Origin of the sequence: Shewanella bicestrii (genome assembly GCF_002216875.1) — a bacterium.
Taxonomy (GTDB): domain Bacteria; phylum Pseudomonadota; class Gammaproteobacteria; order Enterobacterales; family Shewanellaceae; genus Shewanella; species Shewanella seohaensis.
The window spans coordinates 2614840-2631929 of the sequence record NZ_CP022358.1; the positions used below are offsets into that span (position 1 = coordinate 2614840).

Annotated in this window: 14 protein-coding genes; 8 read left to right on the forward strand and 6 right to left on the reverse strand. The window is 47.8% G+C overall.

Annotated features, from left to right (window positions below; genetic code table 11):
- Window positions 1–17 precede the first annotated feature (17 nt).
- The 4 genes from lpxM to pheS all read right to left on the reverse strand — a co-directional run bounded on the left by lpxM (window position 18) and on the right by pheS (window position 4738).
- On the reverse strand, window positions 18–956 hold the full coding sequence (gene lpxM, locus CF168_RS11400; RefSeq protein WP_089067917.1) for a lauroyl-Kdo(2)-lipid IV(A) myristoyltransferase: 939 nt from the start codon (window positions 954–956) through the stop codon (window positions 18–20).
- A gap of 96 nt (window positions 957–1052) precedes the next feature.
- Complete coding sequence (gene ihfA, locus CF168_RS11405) at window positions 1053–1349, reverse strand: integration host factor subunit alpha (RefSeq protein WP_011716870.1); 297 nt, start codon at window positions 1347–1349, stop codon at window positions 1053–1055.
- A gap of 3 nt (window positions 1350–1352) precedes the next feature.
- On the reverse strand, window positions 1353–3740 hold the full coding sequence (gene pheT / locus CF168_RS11410; RefSeq protein WP_089067918.1) for a phenylalanine--tRNA ligase subunit beta: 2388 nt from the start codon (window positions 3738–3740) through the stop codon (window positions 1353–1355).
- A gap of 14 nt (window positions 3741–3754) precedes the next feature.
- Window positions 3755–4738, reverse strand: coding sequence for a phenylalanine--tRNA ligase subunit alpha (gene pheS / locus CF168_RS11415; RefSeq protein ID WP_041413005.1), 984 nt, complete (start codon window positions 4736–4738; stop codon window positions 3755–3757).
- Window positions 4739–5208: 470 nt separating this feature from the next.
- On the opposite strand from pheS, the gene CF168_RS11420 reads away from it, so the two are divergent.
- Window positions 5209–6726, forward strand: coding sequence for a methyl-accepting chemotaxis protein (locus CF168_RS11420; RefSeq protein ID WP_089067919.1), 1518 nt, complete (start codon window positions 5209–5211; stop codon window positions 6724–6726).
- A 38-nt stretch (window positions 6727–6764) separates the two neighbouring features.
- Here CF168_RS11420 and CF168_RS11425 read toward each other — a convergent pair whose 3' ends face one another.
- Window positions 6765–7271: a rod shape-determining protein gene (locus CF168_RS11425; protein ID WP_167373701.1), complete on the reverse strand. Its 507-nt coding sequence runs from the start codon at window positions 7269–7271 to the stop codon at window positions 6765–6767.
- A gap of 55 nt (window positions 7272–7326) precedes the next feature.
- Window positions 7327–9306 (reverse strand): ATP-dependent DNA helicase, encoded by a 1980-nt coding sequence (locus CF168_RS11430; protein ID WP_240520095.1) that lies wholly within the window; start codon window positions 9304–9306, stop codon window positions 7327–7329.
- A gap of 730 nt (window positions 9307–10036) precedes the next feature.
- Here CF168_RS11430 and CF168_RS11440 point away from each other — a divergent pair.
- From CF168_RS11440 to hisB, 7 genes are all read left to right on the forward strand, one after another.
- Window positions 10037–10489: an acyltransferase gene (locus CF168_RS11440; protein WP_089067920.1), complete on the forward strand. Its 453-nt coding sequence runs from the start codon at window positions 10037–10039 to the stop codon at window positions 10487–10489.
- Between the two features lie 54 nt (window positions 10490–10543).
- The gene (locus tag CF168_RS11445; protein ID WP_089067921.1) at window positions 10544–10870 is read left to right on the forward strand and encodes a DUF7716 domain-containing protein; all 327 of its coding nucleotides are present in this window, start codon (window positions 10544–10546) and stop codon (window positions 10868–10870) included.
- 64 nt (window positions 10871–10934) lie between these two features.
- The gene (locus CF168_RS11450) at window positions 10935–11762 is read left to right on the forward strand and encodes a hypothetical protein (protein ID WP_089067922.1); all 828 of its coding nucleotides are present in this window, start codon (window positions 10935–10937) and stop codon (window positions 11760–11762) included.
- A 653-nt stretch (window positions 11763–12415) separates the two neighbouring features.
- Window positions 12416–13315 carry an ATP phosphoribosyltransferase gene (gene hisG / locus CF168_RS11455; protein WP_041409034.1) on the forward strand — a complete coding sequence of 300 codons (900 nt, stop codon included), beginning with the start codon at window positions 12416–12418 and terminating at the stop codon, window positions 13313–13315.
- Between the two features lie 3 nt (window positions 13316–13318).
- Complete coding sequence (hisD, locus tag CF168_RS11460) at window positions 13319–14620, forward strand: histidinol dehydrogenase (protein ID WP_089067923.1); 1302 nt, start codon at window positions 13319–13321, stop codon at window positions 14618–14620.
- Between the two features lie 66 nt (window positions 14621–14686).
- Window positions 14687–15862 (forward strand): histidinol-phosphate transaminase, encoded by a 1176-nt coding sequence (gene hisC, locus CF168_RS11465; protein ID WP_089067924.1) that lies wholly within the window; start codon window positions 14687–14689, stop codon window positions 15860–15862.
- Between the two features lie 82 nt (window positions 15863–15944).
- Window positions 15945–17036, forward strand: coding sequence for a bifunctional histidinol-phosphatase/imidazoleglycerol-phosphate dehydratase HisB (gene hisB / locus CF168_RS11470; protein ID WP_089067925.1), 1092 nt, complete (start codon window positions 15945–15947; stop codon window positions 17034–17036).
- The last annotated feature ends 54 nt before the right edge of the window (window positions 17037–17090 follow it).

Sequence of the window (17090 nt, forward strand, 5' to 3'; positions counted from 1 at the left end):
TCACTATGGACAAGTCGCTATTGATAAATCGAAGCTTGCCCTTCGGGACGGGTCTTAAGCAGTCTTAAGAACCACATATATTGCTCAGGGTAAGCGAGGATCACTTGCTCAACCGCTTTATTCAGTGCCAACGCTTCGTTTTCTTTACCGACCATGTCTTCGGCGGCAATAGCGGGCATCACAGTTAAATCAAACTGGCGTGAAGCTTGGTTATAACCAATTTTTACCGGCAGCACTTGGGCATTTCCCGCCTGAGCTAAGCGGCCAACCACGGGTAATGTCGCTTTAACTGTGCCTAAAAACGGGGTAAACACGCTCTGATCTGGGCCTAAATCTTCATCGGGCAGGTAAAAAAAGCTATTGTTCTGCTTCAATTCGGCCAACAAGGCGCGGATCCCCGCCTCTCGCATATAAACATGGCCACCGCCACTGCTACGTACCCTATTATTAAACCAGTTAAATAGCGCGTTTTTATGGGCCTTTGCCATAGTCACCATGGGCAAGTCGAGGTTTAACCTCAGTCCCGCATAATCGATAGGCCACACATGGGGCATGATAAATATCACAGGTTGCCCTTCCGCTTGTGCCGCTTGCACATGCTCAAAGCCCATGAGATTCACACGGCGGCGTAAATGCACCTTTGAGCGTACCAACAGCTCACCTTGAGATAACAGCACTAAGACGAAGTTCTGCACGTTCTCATCGATTAAGGCTTCAATCTCTGCTGCGGATTTTTCAGGGAAACATGCCTTTAAGTTCGCTCTGGCAATACCTATCGGCTTTTTCGCAATAGGCGCCACCAGTTTGGCCAAGGTTCTGGCGATAGGATCACGCAGCCACGCGGGCATGATCCCAAAAATCACTAATAGGCCGATCGCCAACCAAGTGACCCAATATTTAGGGTGCAATAAGGCCAGTTGAAAACGTCGGTCAAAATGTTTGGGCTGTCTTGACAAAGAAATCACCTCAGACAGTAAAAGACTGAATTCACATAGGAAGAAAATAGGAAAGCCACTCGCGATGGAGTGGCTTTCCTATCAAACTTTAAGAAATTACTTGCCCGCGTTAGCAGCTTCTACGCGAGTTTTCAGTTTCTGGCCGGGACGGAAGGTCACGACACGGCGAGCGGAAATCGGGATATCCTCGCCTGTTTTTGGGTTCCTTCCCGGTCTTTGATTCTTATCCCTAAGGTCAAAGTTGCCAAAGCCAGATAACTTGACCTGCTCACCACTTTCAAGTGCGCCTCGAATTTCTTCAAAGAACGACTCAACCATCTCTTTGGCGACACGCTTGTTAATGCCTAGTGTTTCAAAAAGATGTTCTGCCATTTCGGCTTTGGTAAGTGCCATACTTTAATCCCTCAACGATGCGTTGAACTCGGTCTTCAGGGCAGAAACAACTGAATCTACTGTCTCAGCGATCTCTTTTTCCTCAAGTGTACGAGTAGTGTCTTGTAATGTAAGTGCTATCGCCAAGCTCTTCTTGCCGGGCTCAACACCTTTACCTAAGTATACATCGAACAAGTTTATGCCAACCAACTGATTTTCGCCAACTTTTCTTATCAATTTCATTACATCGCCTGCAGATACACTTTCATCTACGACTACTGCGATGTCACGACGATTAGCCGGGAACTTAGATACAGCTTGGGCTAGCGGTAAACTGGTATGCAATAAAGCATCCAATTCCAACTCAAAAACGATGGTTTTACCATTGAGTCCAAAAGGCTTCTCCAAACTAGGATGGATAGCACCTATATGACCGATCACTCGATCATTTCTCAATATTTCAGCACATTGCCCTGGATGAAGAGCAGAATGCGTCGCTACTCTAAAGCTAAATTCTGATGCGGAAACTGTCAAGCCGATAATTGCTTCTAAATCGCCTTTAAGGTCGAAAAAATCAACAGTTTTCGATTCCATAGCCCAATGTTCGTCATTTTGGAGGCCAGTTATGACGCAACCGAGCATAGCTTGCTGTCTTACACCTGATTCTGCATTAATATCAGGAACAAAGCGCAGGCCAGTTTCAAAAAGTCTCACACGCCCCTGTTGACGACTTTGGTTGTAGCCAACCGCAGTCAATAATCCTGTGAACATCGACAAACGCATGGCCGACATTTCGCTAGAAATCGGGTTCGGTAATACCATGGCTTGCTCACCTGGGTGAACCAGATTTTGCAGCTTAGGATCGACGAAACTGTAAGTCACGGCTTCTTGGAAACCTCGGGCCACTAACAGCGAACGTACGCGCTTGAGGCTTAAGTCGGTCTCTTTATGGTCTGACATCCGCAGTGACGCCACAGGCGCAACGTTTGGAATGTTGTTGTAACCGTAGATACGGGCAACTTCTTCGATTAAGTCTTCTTCAATCGCCATATCGAAGCGGTAAGTGGCGGTGGTGACCTGCCAGCTACCCTCACCTGCAACGACGCCAAAACCTAAACGTTCGAGGATTTCAACTACGTCGCTATCGGGAACATGGTGACCCAGAATTTTATCTAACTTGCTGCGACGCAATAAGATTTGCGCAGGCTTTGGTAAGTCAGCGTCAGATTTGGCCTCAACCACAGGGCCCGCTTCACCGCCGCAAATATCCAGCACTAAGCGAGTCGCACGGTCCATAACCTTATGCTGCATCTCAGGGTCAACACCACGTTCGAAACGGTGTGAAGAATCAGTATGCAGACCTAAACGGCGTGACTTACCCATAATCGCTAATGGTGCAAAGAAAGCACATTCGAGCAGAATGTCTTGCGTGGTGTCACTCACACCCGAATATTCGCCACCAAATACGCCAGCAAGCGCTAATGGGCGAGCATCGTCGGCAATCACTAGGGTATCGCTTGGAATGGTCACTTCGCTGCCATCGAGCAGAGTGATTTTCTCTTCGCCATTCCCCAAACGCACTTGGATATCGCCAGTCAGCTTGGCAAGGTCGAAGGCGTGCATAGGTTGACCGAATTCAACTAACACGAAGTTAGTGATATCGACGATAGGATCGATAGAACGGATACCACTGCGGCGCAGTTTTTCCTGCATCCATAATGGCGTAGCCGCTTTCACGTTCACATTCTTCACCACACGACCTAAGTAGCGTGGGCAAGCTGCGGTTTCCTTCACATTGATAGCCACTTTGGCATCAATCGTTGGCGTAACGGCTTGCCATTGTGGCTCAGTCACAGCTGCACGGTTTAACACGCCGACTTCACGGGCCAGGCCCACCATGCCTAAACAGTCGGCACGGTTAGCAGTTAAATCCACTTCAATCACAGCATCATCAAGCTGGAGATACTCACGTAAATCCGTGCCTAATGGCGCATCTAATGGCAGTTCGATAATGCCATCGCTGTCGATGTCGATGCCCAGCTCGCTGTATGAACACAGCATGCCTTCTGAAGGCATACCACGCAGCTTAGCCTTTTTAATTTTAAAATCGCCTGGCAATACAGCGCCAACCATGGCAACGGCAACGCGTAGACCTTGGCGGCAGTTAGGTGCACCGCAAACGATATCGATAAGTTCACCACTGCCGACACTGACTTTAGTCACACGCAGTTTGTCTGCATCTGGATGCTGGCCACATTCGACCACTTCACCAATCACAACGCCGTTGAACTCGGCAGCCACGGCATCAACGCCATCGACTTCAAGGCCAGCCATAGTGATCTGGTGGGATAATGCTTCACGGCTAACGGCAGGATTGACCCACTCACGAAGCCAAGATTCGCTAAATTTCATGCTATACAGCTCCGTTATTTAAATTGCTTCAGGAAACGCAGGTCGTTTTCGAAAAACGCACGTAGATCGTTTACGCCGTAACGCAGCATAGTTAAACGCTCAACGCCCATACCAAAAGCAAAACCAGAGTATTTTTCTGGATCGATGCCCACGCTACGTAGCACGTTCGGGTGCACCATACCGCAGCCTAACACTTCTAACCATTTGCCGTTTTTACCCATCACGTCTACTTCGGCTGAAGGTTCAGTAAATGGGAAATAAGAAGGACGGAAACGCACCTGCAAATCTTCCTCGAAGAAGTTACGCAGGAAGTCGTGTAACACGCCTTTTAATTCGGCGAAGTTAACGTTTTCATCCACCAGCAAACCCTCCACTTGGTGGAACATTGGCGTGTGAGTTTGGTCGTAGTCGTTACGATACACACGACCCGGTGAAATAATCCGCAATGGCGGTTTTTCAGTTTCCATAGTACGGATCTGCACGCCCGACGTTTGGGTACGCAGCATCAGCTTAGGATTAAAGTAAAACGTATCGTGGTCGGCACGCGCTGGGTGGTGCTCAGAGATATTCAAGGCGTCGAAGTTATGGAAGTCATCTTCGATTTCTGGCCCTTGTTTTACCGTAAACCCTAATTCCCCAAAAAAGGTTTCGATACGTTCAATGGTGCGCGTCACTGGGTGTAAGCCACCGATGTCGATAGTGCGGCCTGGTAGCGTCACATCAATCTTTTCGGCGATTAACTTGGCTTCCAGTTCGGCACTTTTCAGGCCGTCGATGCGCTCAGTTAATTTCTGTTGAATGGCCTGCTTCGCATCATTGACCGCCTGACCAAAAGCGGGTTTTTCTTCAGGACTTAAGCTGCCCATCATTTTCATCATGTCGGTGATCTTACCCTTCTTACCCAGGTAATCGACACGGATATCATCCAGTGCTTTTAGATCACTGGCCTGGTCAATAATGACTAAGGCTTGTTCTACGATCTCAGTTAACTGCTGCATTTTCTCTTCCACTGCATAGTCGCGCTTGATAAACAAGTGCTATGGGCGCCAAACTTTCAGGCTATTTGGGTGCTCAGGTTATCGGGCGTTAATGCCAGACGCTTTGCTAGCTATAACGAAATAAAAGGAGAGAAATTTTACGCGAGCGAGCGGCATATTACTAGGGTTTATTCGGGGTTTTTATCATGCAAATTCATGTGTTACCCCAACAAATCCGTCGAGTTTGACACCTTGGAAAAACATTTGCTGATTTTTACAGCAATCGCCTCATCGGACACTAACTACTAGCGACACATGTAACTAAACTGTAAACTTATGTTTGTACCTTGCCAAAATTGCTGCAAAACAAACAAAAATGCCGCAATTGGACAACAATAATACAAGCAACTGCTTACTAAACAGAAAATCATAAAGTCTATGGCAAACCGACCGATATCAATTTGGTCACAGCCCAATTTATCGAGGCGCTAATGAAAGAAGTTAAATTTCGCTGGATAGATCAATACCTTATCCACATGACCTTAAAAACCAAGTTTGCAATTCTCGCCCTAGTTCCCATGTTTATGATTGTGGGATTAGCGGTCTTTTTAAATACTCAGTTTAGGGACACCCTGCTCGAAAGCCATTTGAACGGCATTCAGGACTCGTCACAGAAAATCAATCAACTCGCGGCGCAGGTCTATAACAAATTGCCCGAACAAGAACAGCAAAATCTCCCTAATCTGTTAAGCCAAGGGATGCAAAATGTTCGAATTATCACGGTTTCAGAGGCTGACAGCCGCGCGCAAACCATTGCACGCAGTGGTGGCGGTATCGATACCAGCAGTTCACCTCAAAGGGCGATAAGCTCAGTGAACGAGCACAATATGTTAACCATTATACCCGTCGACGAGCGTCAACTCGATGCCCTGTTATCTGCCGATAATCTCTTGGTTTATAGCGTGATGGCGGTACTGTTATTCGTGCTCTTCCTCTTTAGCTATTACATTTCCACCTTTGTGGGCGGCGCACTCTATACCACAGTCATGGCGCTCAAACGTGCCGCTTCAGGGGATTTGACTGGCCGATTAAACTTCTTCGAAGTGAAAGATGAGTTCAGCATTCTTGCTATCAGCATCGACACTCTCGTTGAACGTCAACATACCCTAGTGAAGCAAATTGCTGAATCCACCAGCAAAATTCGGGAAGTGGTTTCATCATTTAGAAGCACGGCGCAGCAAGGACAAGCCCTTGCGGTCAATCAACGTCAGCATCTCGATTCCTTAGCCACAGCGATGGAAGAAATGACCGCCGCGGTTAAAGAAGTGGCACGCAACGCCGAGCAATCCTCCGCCGAAACCCAAGAGGCGAATCAGCAGGTGAATGCAGGCTCTAAGGATATTGAAACCACAGTTAGCGCGATTGATGTGCTGTCTGATGAGATTTCTGCGGCCTCAGATGCGGTGAATATCCTCAACGAAAACGCCAGTAAAATTGATGAAGTGGTGTCGACCATTAATGCCATTTCTCAGCAGACTAACCTACTCGCGCTCAATGCTGCGATTGAAGCGGCACGTGCTGGCGAACAGGGCCGTGGTTTTGCGGTGGTCGCCGATGAGGTGAGAACCCTTGCCGGTCGCACACAGGCGGCAACGGTTGAAATCAAGTCGATGATCGAGTCATTGCAACAAGGTAGCCGCAACCTGACGCAAGTCATGTCGCGCACCGTTAACCAAGCGAGTGAAGGCAAGCAACATGTGCTGCAAACGGGTAAAGATCTCGAATCCATTGCCCACCACAGCAGCCGCGTGTTCGAAATGAGTGTACTAATCGCAACATCAGCCGAAGAACAATCGGCCGTGGCTAACGAAATCGCGACCAATCTGATGGAAATTCGCAATCAATCCCACGATGTCGAGCAATCGGCGAACCAGTCTGTGTCGGGTTGTGATGAATTGCAAGCCACTGCGGGACAACTTGACCAACTGATGGTTGGATTAAAAGTCTAATTCTTAAAAAGTCTGAGTTAAGCTGAGAAGGGATAGTTTTATCCCTTCCTAGCTTTAAATTGTGCGCGTTTAATGTCGTCATAATGCTCAAATTGAGTATTAATCCTAGGACCAAGATAAATCACGACCTCTCTTGCCCCAGCGCCCAGAGCAAGTTCACGCAGTACCCTATCCTCAATATCGGTTAGACCACCTTCCGTCTTTTCTAACTGGTGCACAATCACCCGCGGCGCCGCCCGAAATCCAGATGTGTGAAGTTGCGAAATGCCATATTGGAGCAGTTTTTCAGCCAGTTCAAAGCTTGCTACAAACATCCGAGGATGGGAAAAAGGATTAACAAGGCGAACGTCCTTGCCTGACATTCCTGCAGCCTCATGACCAATGGCCTTGATCCGCGTCTGATTCGGCTCATCGACTAGAGCAATCACAGGTTCAAATTCAACACAGCTCTTATCACCAAAAGACTTTATCCTAGTCTTAGCTTCAGTTAACTCAATCAATAGATCTTTGGAGACTAAGCCCTTTAACCAATTAAACACGTCCATACTCCAGAAAGGAAACACATTGTTGAAGCGTTGCAGCTTCAACTCATTATTTGTACTAAGGGATTTTCCTTAAAAATTGCAGGGCTTGGTCTAAATCTCGGGTACGCGCCATCGGCGGCAATGAGTTTAAAAACGCCTGTCCGTAGGCGCGATTCACAATTCGATTATCACAAAGAATGAGTACACCGCAGTCCTTTTCGTCACGGATCAAACGTCCAACCCCTTGTTTAAGCGCAATAATCGCCTGAGGTAATGATACTTGGGTAAAAGGATCGCCGCCCTGACGGCTGATATTGTCGGCGCGGGCACGGTAAAGCGGCTCATCGGGTGACACAAAGGGCAGCTTATCGATAATCACGCAGCTTAATAACTTGCCGCGCACGTCCACCCCTTCCCAAAAACTGCTCGTGCCCAGTAACACTGCATTCCCCAGTTGGCGAAACTTGGTCAGCAGACTCTGCTTACCCGCCTGCCCTTGCACCAAGAGTGGATATTGAGTTCGTGTGCGCAATGCCAGCGCGGTTTGCTCGAGCATTTTATGGCTGGTAAACAGAATAAAGGTTCGCCCCTGCGCCGCCTCAATCGATTTGACACATACATCGACTAACTGCTTAAGCGCTTGCTGTTGATTCGCCACATTTCCCAGTTGCCTAGGCACACAAAATAACGCCTGACGCGGATAATCAAAGGGACTGTCTAAGATATGCGCCTTGGCATCGCTTATCCCAAGTTCCTGTGCAAAATGCCCTAGGCTGCGGTTCACTTGCAAGGTCGCCGAGGTAAAAATCCAGCTAGTATTGGCGACAAATAGCTGCTGACACTCGCGGGCAATATTGATGGGTGACATACGTAGCATGACAAAGCGGCTACCAAACTCAACGCTGTACGCCGCCTGCGGGTTATCACAATTAAAAAATTGATTCAGTTTATGATTAAGCTCAGTCAGCTTTACCGCAATATCATCCAATAATTCACTGCGTCCAACGTGTACAAGTAACAGCTTTTGCAGTGCGGTTAATTCAGCTAATAAATCCCAAGAAGCTAAGGCGATGGATTTATTGCCAAGCTGCATCCGCCAGTCCGACTCGCCACTCGAAAATAACGCATTATGCCAATCACTTAACTTGGTTAAACAGCGCTGACAAAATTGAGCAATCTGCCCCGTATCGCTGAGCTCAGTTTGATAAATCTGCAATAACTTTTGCAGATAATCATCAATGGTGCGACTCGACGATTGCTGCCCAAAGTAACTGACGCAGATGTCTGGCAGCAAATGCGCCTCATCGAAGATCACAACATCAGGATCGGGCAACAGCTCGGCAAAGCCCGTATCCTTTAACACGCTGTCGGCAAAGAATAAGTGATGATTCACCACGATGATTTTTGCGTCCATGGCGCGGCTGCGGGCCTTGCGGATAAAACAGGCATCATAAAATTCACAGCGCTGGCCAAGACAGGTCTCTTTGGTACTGACCACTAAGGGAAGCGCGGGTGAGTTTTCGGCAACAGAGGTTAAGCCACCGATATCGCCATCTTCACTCATACCCGCCCATTGATTGATTTTGAGTAAATCATCCAATATGCGCGCCTCAATATGGCTGGCCTCCTGCATCTGCCTATCGAGTCGATGCTGGCATAAATAGTTATTGCGGCCTTTTAATAAGGCAAGCTTGGGCGCAATCCCAAGCATAGATGTCAATGCGGGTAAATCCTTTAGAAACAATTGCTCCTGCAAGTTTTTACTGCCCGTGCTCACGATTACTTGCTTGCCACTTAAGATCGCCGGAATTAGATATGCGAAGGTTTTACCGACCCCAGTTCCCGCTTCAATCAGTGCATTGCCCTTACTCGCAATCGCTTCACTGATGATTTGCGCCATTTCAACCTGACTCTGACGCGCACTAAACCCTTGAATATGCTTGGCAAGCACCCCATCGCTGGCAAAAGCGCGCAGCACTTCACTCGCCAATCGGCTCATTGGACGTTGAGCGTCGCTCGACTGCAGATTGGATTGCTGAAGTATGGCTTGCCGCATCGCTGGGCGTCGGGAGTGATTCAAGGGCGTGCGAGGTCCTTTAATAGGGTTAACATAATACGGTTCTAAGATGGCTAACTCAGAGTAAATTTGTCAGCAAGAGCTAAGGAGCCGGACTCCGTAAGGCCGCAGTGTAATTAAGCCCGCCTAATAATACCAATAGTTTCAGTCCTGCGCCGAATTCAACATGAACATAGTTCTATGCGAGAATATTACGAAGTTTGGCGGCCAGTCGAAAATACGCTTAAAAGATTGGTGCTCCTTGCCACGGATGAAGGTTTATAACGCGACAGGATGATTCAATGAAATACCTGTCTGGTTTTTTACTATTGTTGGCTTTTAACCCCGCCTCATGGGCTGGTTGTGATGAGTGACTTCACAATGCCTCGTTATTAATGGGCAGGAAGAACGCTCTGAATCTTGTGAAATCGCAATTTGCGCCAATATGAGCGAATACCTAGTTAATGTCTCGCTCGAAAATGGAGGTACGATTTTTATAAGACAGGATAATCAATCGCAGCTGATTCGTGTTAATGGCAACCCAGGTATCTTCATAAGGCCGTCACCCGAAATGAATGACAAAACCTGTTATGCTATGGCAGATAAAAGCATAACTTACTGCTTGCCTGGTGCAGTGCTGTAATCAATATTGATAACCGTATATTTTAGACAGCAAAACAGACTGCAGATCACTCACTATGAAGGTAAGCGTGGAGCATAGAGGTTAACCATGCAAACGACATTATCTTTGTCACAATATGTGAAAAAGCGAAATGGTGTGCCACTGGGTGCCAATCACTCGATGAGAAATATGCTATCCCGCGCCCTTGGCGCTAAGTCATTCCCCATTTTTTGGCATTATTGGAATCCGATTTGGGGTTATTATTTATCACGTAATGTCATGCGTCCTAGCAGTCAGTTTCTGCCCATGTGGCTCGCCGTACTCGTCACCTTTTTGGTCAGCGGTGCGCTACATGATCTCGCCATCGCTCTGGTAAAATGGCAGACCATGTTCTTTTTTACCCCTTGGTTTGCCATCATGGGGATTATCGTGATTGCCTCAAATAAATATGGCCTTTCCTACGGCGCATTACCTTGGATTATGCGGGCCTTGATTAATTTGCTGTTTATTTTCTCATCATTTGCGTTAACCGAATTCATGCTGGGTCTATTGAATCCTTAACCCTAATTAACTTGCCATAATGATGTAAATGATGCTCGCTTAAAAGGATATTTCATGCGATTAACATTAACCTTGGAAACTCTATTATCCCAACTCGGTTCTTTTTCGTGGCACCTGGATATGTACAAAGCCCGAGAACAACCATTAAGTCCCACAATGTCGGTGTTAATCATTGACGATGAACTTGAAGAAGAACGCGACCAACAGGATGAGCCTCTCTACCCACAAACCCAAGGCTATCAATACGTTTTAAGCATTGCGGATTTACAAAGCATCAATGCTAACTTAGTGCAACAGCGGCCAAATGCCACCTTGCATGACTTAATTCATGCTGTCAGTTATTACTATCAAAACGATGCTTATATAAATGTAGAGTGTTAACCGCTTTAATTGAGATTTTTAAGATATATTAAACCCAATTATTAGAAGATAAAAAGAATCAGCTATGGATAAAAAAGCAAAAAGGATTTTATTCTCCACCTATTGGAAGAATGGTTGGATTGACGCCAAAAATAGAAGTCTCTCCGAGTCCGACTTTAACTACGCCAAATCGAAAGGATTAATGTTTGATCCTTTAACTATCTCCCACGATGAATGCATCATTGCCATCGCAGCGCTAGTAAAAGGCATTTCGCAAACACAAGTAACAAAAGGATTTTTAAGCAGTCTAACCTCTAGGCGATTGGATTGGCGCTCATCCCTTGCATCCTATGCGATCGCCCAAAAAATCCCATCACACCAATATGCGCCCGTCATTTCAGGCACTTCCTATACGGATGGCAAACCAACGGCACACTCCTATACCTGTGGCATTTGCCGAGACAGTCAATATGGCATCCGAGAAAGTGAATCCTATAACGAGATGGATATTAATGTATTCAATTTCGAGCGCATTAAATGGGGCGGCGTGCGCCATGGGGATATTTTGTATACCTATTTTGATTTAAACCAATTTATCAAGGCCGATATTCCAGAGCCAACGACAGCCGATATTGCCTGTTTTAGGGAGATATTAACGATTATAGAAACATCTCAGCCGAGCGATTATCCCAGCGCATTGGAGAAAAGATTAGCGAGTGTAATAAAATCGAGTAAAGCTGAACGACAAATATTAATCGAAATATTAGCCAGTCTCGGAATATTAAAACCCAATACTGTCGATAGACAACGCCAAGGCAAAAATGACTGGGTATTTGCCGAATATTGGCGTGGTGAAGATAAATATTGCCAACAAACAGTTGATCGCCTGTTTGGAGAATATTTAACACGGTAAAAGGGATGTCACGCGCTAATCCAGCATTAGCGCTGTGACTGACACTCAATCGCCAGTCTAGAGGATGCTGCTAGATAAAATCTGCCATCCTTGCCGCTATTCTAGCTGCCGAACGATTCTAAACACAGAGTCAGCTTTATGCCCATCCCTAGTAAACCTCAAGTAGTCCCCTCATGCAATCGGTTGATTTACCTCCAGCGACCTTCAAGATGAAACATTTTCATAAAGCGCATAAATATTCTTATTTAGTTAAAATTAGCTGTTGCAAACGGCACAGAAAGCGGTTAGCTTAAAAAAACGTTCGATGGATAAGTATCCATCAGCACCGAATTCAACAGAATACAGAGTATAGAGAGTCATATGAGCCCATTACTGAACGCTATCCACCATCACCACCATATGCGGTAGCCTTCGGACGCTCACTGCCGGAGGACTGTATCCTTCTGGCGGACTGATTCAAAGATGATCACTAACCCCTGGAAGGAATTCCGGGGGTTTTTGCTTTTAGGCTTTTTAACTTACGACTTAACCCATGTTTAGTATGTAATTTCAATATGTTAGCTAGATAAACGCCGGCTAAACATAGAAACCAGTTAAACCATGCGACAAAAGAATATCATTTTGAATTTGTTAACTTTGAGCGAGACAAGACTATGACTGAATCAAACCGTTTACGCATCGCCATCCAAAAATCTGGCCGTTTATCCACCGACTCACAGCAATTACTCAAGAGCTGCGGTGTTAAGTTTTCCATTAATGAACAACGTCTTATCGCGCACGCAGACAACATGCCTATCGATTTACTCAGAGTGCGTGACGATGATATTCCAGGGCTGGTGATGGATGGCGTGGTCGATTTAGGCATTATTGGTGAGAACGTGCTTGAAGAAGAGCAGATTGAACGTCAAACCTTAAATAAACCCGCCGAGTTTGTGAAATTACGCCAACTGGATTTCGGTGCCTGTCGCCTATCGTTAGCCGTGCCAACCGAATTTAGCTATGCCGATGCCTCATCCTTGGAAGGCTTGCGAATTGCCACCTCCTACCCAAACCTGCTTCGCCGTTTTATGCAACAAAAAGGCATAAGTTATCGCGACTGTATGTTAAAAGGCTCAGTTGAAGTCGCGCCGCGTGCCGGGCTTGCCGATGGCATTTGTGACTTAGTCTCCACCGGCGCCACCCTTGAGGCCAACGGTTTATACGAGACCGAAGTCATCTACCGCTCCATGGCCTGTATTATTCAATCGACCCAAACCCAAACGCCGAGCAAACAAGCGCTAATCGACAGAATTTTATCCCGCGTAAACGGCGTGATCCGCGCCCGTGAAAGTAAATATATTTTGCTGCACGCCCCCACTGAAACCTTAGATCAAATTGTCGCCCTGCTGCCCGGCGCCGAAAACCCGACTGTGCTGCCATTAAACGACGATACTAATCGAGTGGCCATCCACGCCGTCAGTACTGAAGATTTATTCTGGGACACCATGGAGCAGCTCACCGCGCTAGGTGCCAGCTCTATCCTCGTAATGCCAATTGAAAAAATGATGGGGTGATCTATGGATATTTTGACTTGGGCAGCATTATCCACCGATGAACAAAAAGCCGCGCTCCAACGCTCACCTTTAATTGGTGACAGCGGCTTAGAACAAAGTGTTCGGGCGATTGTTGATGCCGTGGCTAGCCGTGGCGATGCGGCGCTGAAAGAGTTTAATCAAAAGTTTGATGGCTTTAATAGTGCCAATATCGACAGCCTGCGTTTAAGTGAAAGCGAGATTAGCGCCGCCAGCGCACGAGTCTCGGCAGAACTTAAAGCCGCCATTGCCCAAGCGATGGCCAATATTGATGTGTTCCACAGCGCGCAGCAATTTCGCCCCATAGAGATTGAAACCCAAGCGGGTGTTCGCTGCGAGCTTCGTAGCGAACCGATTGAAAAAGTCGGTTTATATATTCCCGGCGGCAGCGCACCCCTCATTTCGACCGTGATGATGTTGGCTCTGCCAGCCAAAATCGCCGGCTGTGAAAAACGCGTATTGGTGAGTCCGCCGCCGATTAACGATGCGATTGTGTATGCGGCAAGCGTCTGTGGGATCACTGAAATTTATCAAGTGGGCGGCGCGCAAGCCATTGCCGCATTGGCCTTTGGCACTGAAACGATTCCTAGCGTCGATAAGATTTTCGGCCCAGGCAACCGTTATGTCACCGAGGCCAAACGCTTGGTCTCCCAAGATGGTCGCTGCACTGTGTCTATCGATATGCCAGCGGGACCCTCCGAGGTGTTGGTTATTGCAGATAGTGATGCCAATAGCGCATTTATTGCCGCGGATTTACTCTCGCAAGCGGAGCATGGTCCAGATTCGCAGGTCATTTTAGTCACGGATTCTGAGCCATTAGCACAATCTGTCAATCAAGCGCTCGAGTCACAACTGGCCGCCCTGCCGCGCCAAGAGATTGCCGCGACCGCCCTAAAAGGCAGCCGCACCATTTTGGTAAAAGATATGCAAGAAGCGGCGCTCGTTTCGAATCGCTATGGGCCCGAACACTTAATTATTCAAACCCGTTTCCCACGGGACGTACTAAATCATATTCGCGCCGCAGGCTCAGTGTTTTTAGGTGCCTATACACCTGAATCGGTTGGGGATTATGCCAGTGGGACTAACCATGTATTGCCGACTTACGGTTATAGCCGCGCGGTATCTAGCCTCTCCTTGGCAGACTTTAGCCGCCGCTTTACGGTGCAAGAACTCAGTGCCAAGGGGCTACTCGGACTCGGGCAAGCGGTAATGACCCTTGCCAGCAATGAGTTACTCGATGCCCATAAAAATGCGGTCGCGATACGCTTAGCCAGTCTTAAGGACTGATGGAAATAAGTAACGCAATCAACAGTACGCTTAATTAAAGTCGTAGCCAGACTTAGGATGAATAGGATGAGCCAAGTGCCAACTAGCCAAGCACCAACGAGCAACGTGCCTGTGACAAATATTCCGAGCGCCAATTGCGCCAGCAATACTCTCGAAAACATAAACATCGAGCCAACAACCCTTGCCGCACGTCTTGCTCGGCCTGAACTGCTCGAGTTAACGCCTTACCAAAGTGCTCGCAGGCTGGGTGGTCGTGGGGATATTTGGATCAACGCTAACGAATCGCCCTTCAATAATGTGGCCGTTGCCGAACTCGATTTATCTAAGTTAAATCGTTACCCCGAATGCCAACCGCCCGCATTAATCAATGCCTATAGCCAATATAGCGGTGTTGCTGAGAGCAAAATTGTCGCCAGTCGCGGCGCCGATGAGGCCATCGAGCTACTTATTCGTGCTTTTTGTATCCCAGGCATCGACTCAATTGCGACCTTTGGGCCCACTTACGGCATGTACGCCATTAGCGCGCAAACCTTTAATGTAGGCGTTAAGGCATTAAGCTTAACGGCGGAGTACTGTCTCCCAAGTGACTTTGCGACGGCCGCGCGCGGCGCTAAGTTAGTGTTTATCTGTAATCCCAATAACCCAACTGGCACTGTGATTGACAAGGCGCGCATAGAGCAAGCCATCCAAGCCCTACCTGACGCCATCGTTGTTGTCGATGAGGCTTATATCGAGTTTTGCCCCGAATATAGCGTCGCCGATTTACTCGAGTCTTACCCAAACCTTGTGGTGCTACGCACCCTTTCAAAGGCCTTTGCCTTAGCGGGCGCGCGCTGCGGCTTTTTGCTCGCCAATGAAGAGATTATCGAAATCATCATGCGGGTGATTGCGCCCTATCCTGTGCCATTGCCCGTGAGTGAAGTGGCCGTGCAAGCGCTATCAGCTGCTGGGATTACGCGGATGAAAACCCAAGTCAAAGCGCTCAATGCTCAGGGCGAGCGACTCGCGGCAGCGCTGAATTTGTACTGCGAGCAATGGGGCGGCGCCGTGCTAACACCCAATGGCAACTATGTGCTCGCCGAATTCGACGACGTGGCAAAAGTGGCAAAGCTGCTTATCGACAATGGCATTGTCGCGCGGGCCTATAAGGACCCTAGATTGGCTAAAGCCATTCGTTTTAGCTTTAGCTCTCAGGCTGACACCGACCGCTTAGTGTCGCTCTTTGAATCGCAAAAGCTGTGAGCATTTAGCGCAAGTATCAACGCAGCATTGGCCTAATAGACTGATTTTATAAAGATAACAAACTGAATTGAAAGGTAGCAGCATGAACCCAGTATTTACCCCAAATGTCGCCCAGAAAATACTTTTTATCGACCGAGATGGCACCTTAATTGAAGAGCCCATCACCGACAAACAGGTCGATAGCCTCGCCAAACTGGTATTCGAGCCCCAAGTGATCCCCGCATTACTGCGCCTGCAAAAAGCTGGGTTTAGGTTGGTGATGGTCAGCAATCAAGATGGACTCGGTACCCCTTCCTTTCCGCAGGAAGATTTCGATGCGCCGCACAATATGATGATGCAAATCCTCTCCAGCCAAGGGGTTAGGTTTGAAGATGTACTCATCTGCCCGCACTTTAACGATGAAAATTGTAGCTGCCGCAAACCAAAACTAGGGCTGGTAAAAGACTTTTTGACCCAAGGGACCATCGATTTTACTCAGTCCGCCGTGATTGGTGACAGACACACAGATGTGGAACTGGGCAATGCCATGGGGATTAAAAGCTTTCAATATCAGCGTGGCAGCCTAGGCTGGGACGCGATTGCCGATGCCTTACTCAACAAGGGCCGCACCGCGACTGTGGTACGCACCACCAAGGAAACCGATATTCGCGTGACTGTCGATCTCGACAATGCCAGCAAAGGCGTCATCAACACTGGCATTGGTTTCTTCGACCATATGCTGGATCAAATCGCCACCCACGGAAACTTCAAAATGGAGGTGAATGTCGATGGCGATCTCGAGATAGACGATCACCACAGCGTTGAAGACACGGCATTGGCGATTGGGGACGCACTGCGCCAAGCACTTGGCGATAAACGCGGTATTGCCCGTTTTGGTTTTAGTTTGCCGATGGATGAGGCCAAGGGCGAATGCTTACTCGATCTCTCCGGCAGGCCTTTTATCAAATTCGCCGCCCAATTTGAACGGGAAAAAGTCGGTGAAATGGCCACCGAAATGGTGCCGCACTTTTTCCGATCTTTTGCCGATGGCCTACGCTGCACCCTGCACGTCGCAGCCGAAGGAGATAACGATCACCATAAGGTCGAAGCGCTATTTAAAGTACTGGGCCGTGCGCTGCGTCAGGCAGTCAAAGTTGAAGGTGATGTGTTGCCATCGAGTAAAGGCGTGCTCTAACACCGTGATAAATCTGAGTTAGGTGTTTAATGACCTGATGCAGATTGATTAGCG

Excerpts from the sequence above, each read along its gene's own strand:
- ihfA (WP_011716870.1), bottom strand. The coding sequence starts at position 1,349 with ATGGCACTTACCAAAGCCGAAATGGCAGAACATCTTTTTGAAACACTA.
- pheT (WP_089067918.1), bottom strand. The coding sequence starts at position 3,740 with ATGAAATTTAGCGAATCTTGGCTTCGTGAGTGGGTCAATCCTGCCGTT.
- pheS (WP_041413005.1), bottom strand. The coding sequence starts at position 4,738 with ATGCAGCAGTTAACTGAGATCGTAGAACAAGCCTTAGTCATTATTGAC.
- CF168_RS11420 (WP_089067919.1), top strand. The coding sequence starts at position 5,209 with ATGAAAGAAGTTAAATTTCGCTGGATAGATCAATACCTTATCCACATG.
- CF168_RS11425 (WP_167373701.1), bottom strand. The coding sequence starts at position 7,271 with ATGGACGTGTTTAATTGGTTAAAGGGCTTAGTCTCCAAAGATCTATTG.
- CF168_RS11430 (WP_240520095.1), bottom strand. The coding sequence starts at position 9,306 with ATGCGGCAAGCCATACTTCAGCAATCCAATCTGCAGTCGAGCGACGCT.
- CF168_RS11440 (WP_089067920.1), top strand. The coding sequence starts at position 10,037 with ATGCAAACGACATTATCTTTGTCACAATATGTGAAAAAGCGAAATGGT.
- CF168_RS11445 (WP_089067921.1), top strand. The coding sequence starts at position 10,544 with ATGCGATTAACATTAACCTTGGAAACTCTATTATCCCAACTCGGTTCT.
- CF168_RS11450 (WP_089067922.1), top strand. The coding sequence starts at position 10,935 with ATGGATAAAAAAGCAAAAAGGATTTTATTCTCCACCTATTGGAAGAAT.
- hisG (WP_041409034.1), top strand. The coding sequence starts at position 12,416 with ATGACTGAATCAAACCGTTTACGCATCGCCATCCAAAAATCTGGCCGT.
- hisD (WP_089067923.1), top strand. The coding sequence starts at position 13,319 with ATGGATATTTTGACTTGGGCAGCATTATCCACCGATGAACAAAAAGCC.
- hisC (WP_089067924.1), top strand. The coding sequence starts at position 14,687 with ATGAGCCAAGTGCCAACTAGCCAAGCACCAACGAGCAACGTGCCTGTG.
- hisB (WP_089067925.1), top strand. The coding sequence starts at position 15,945 with ATGAACCCAGTATTTACCCCAAATGTCGCCCAGAAAATACTTTTTATC.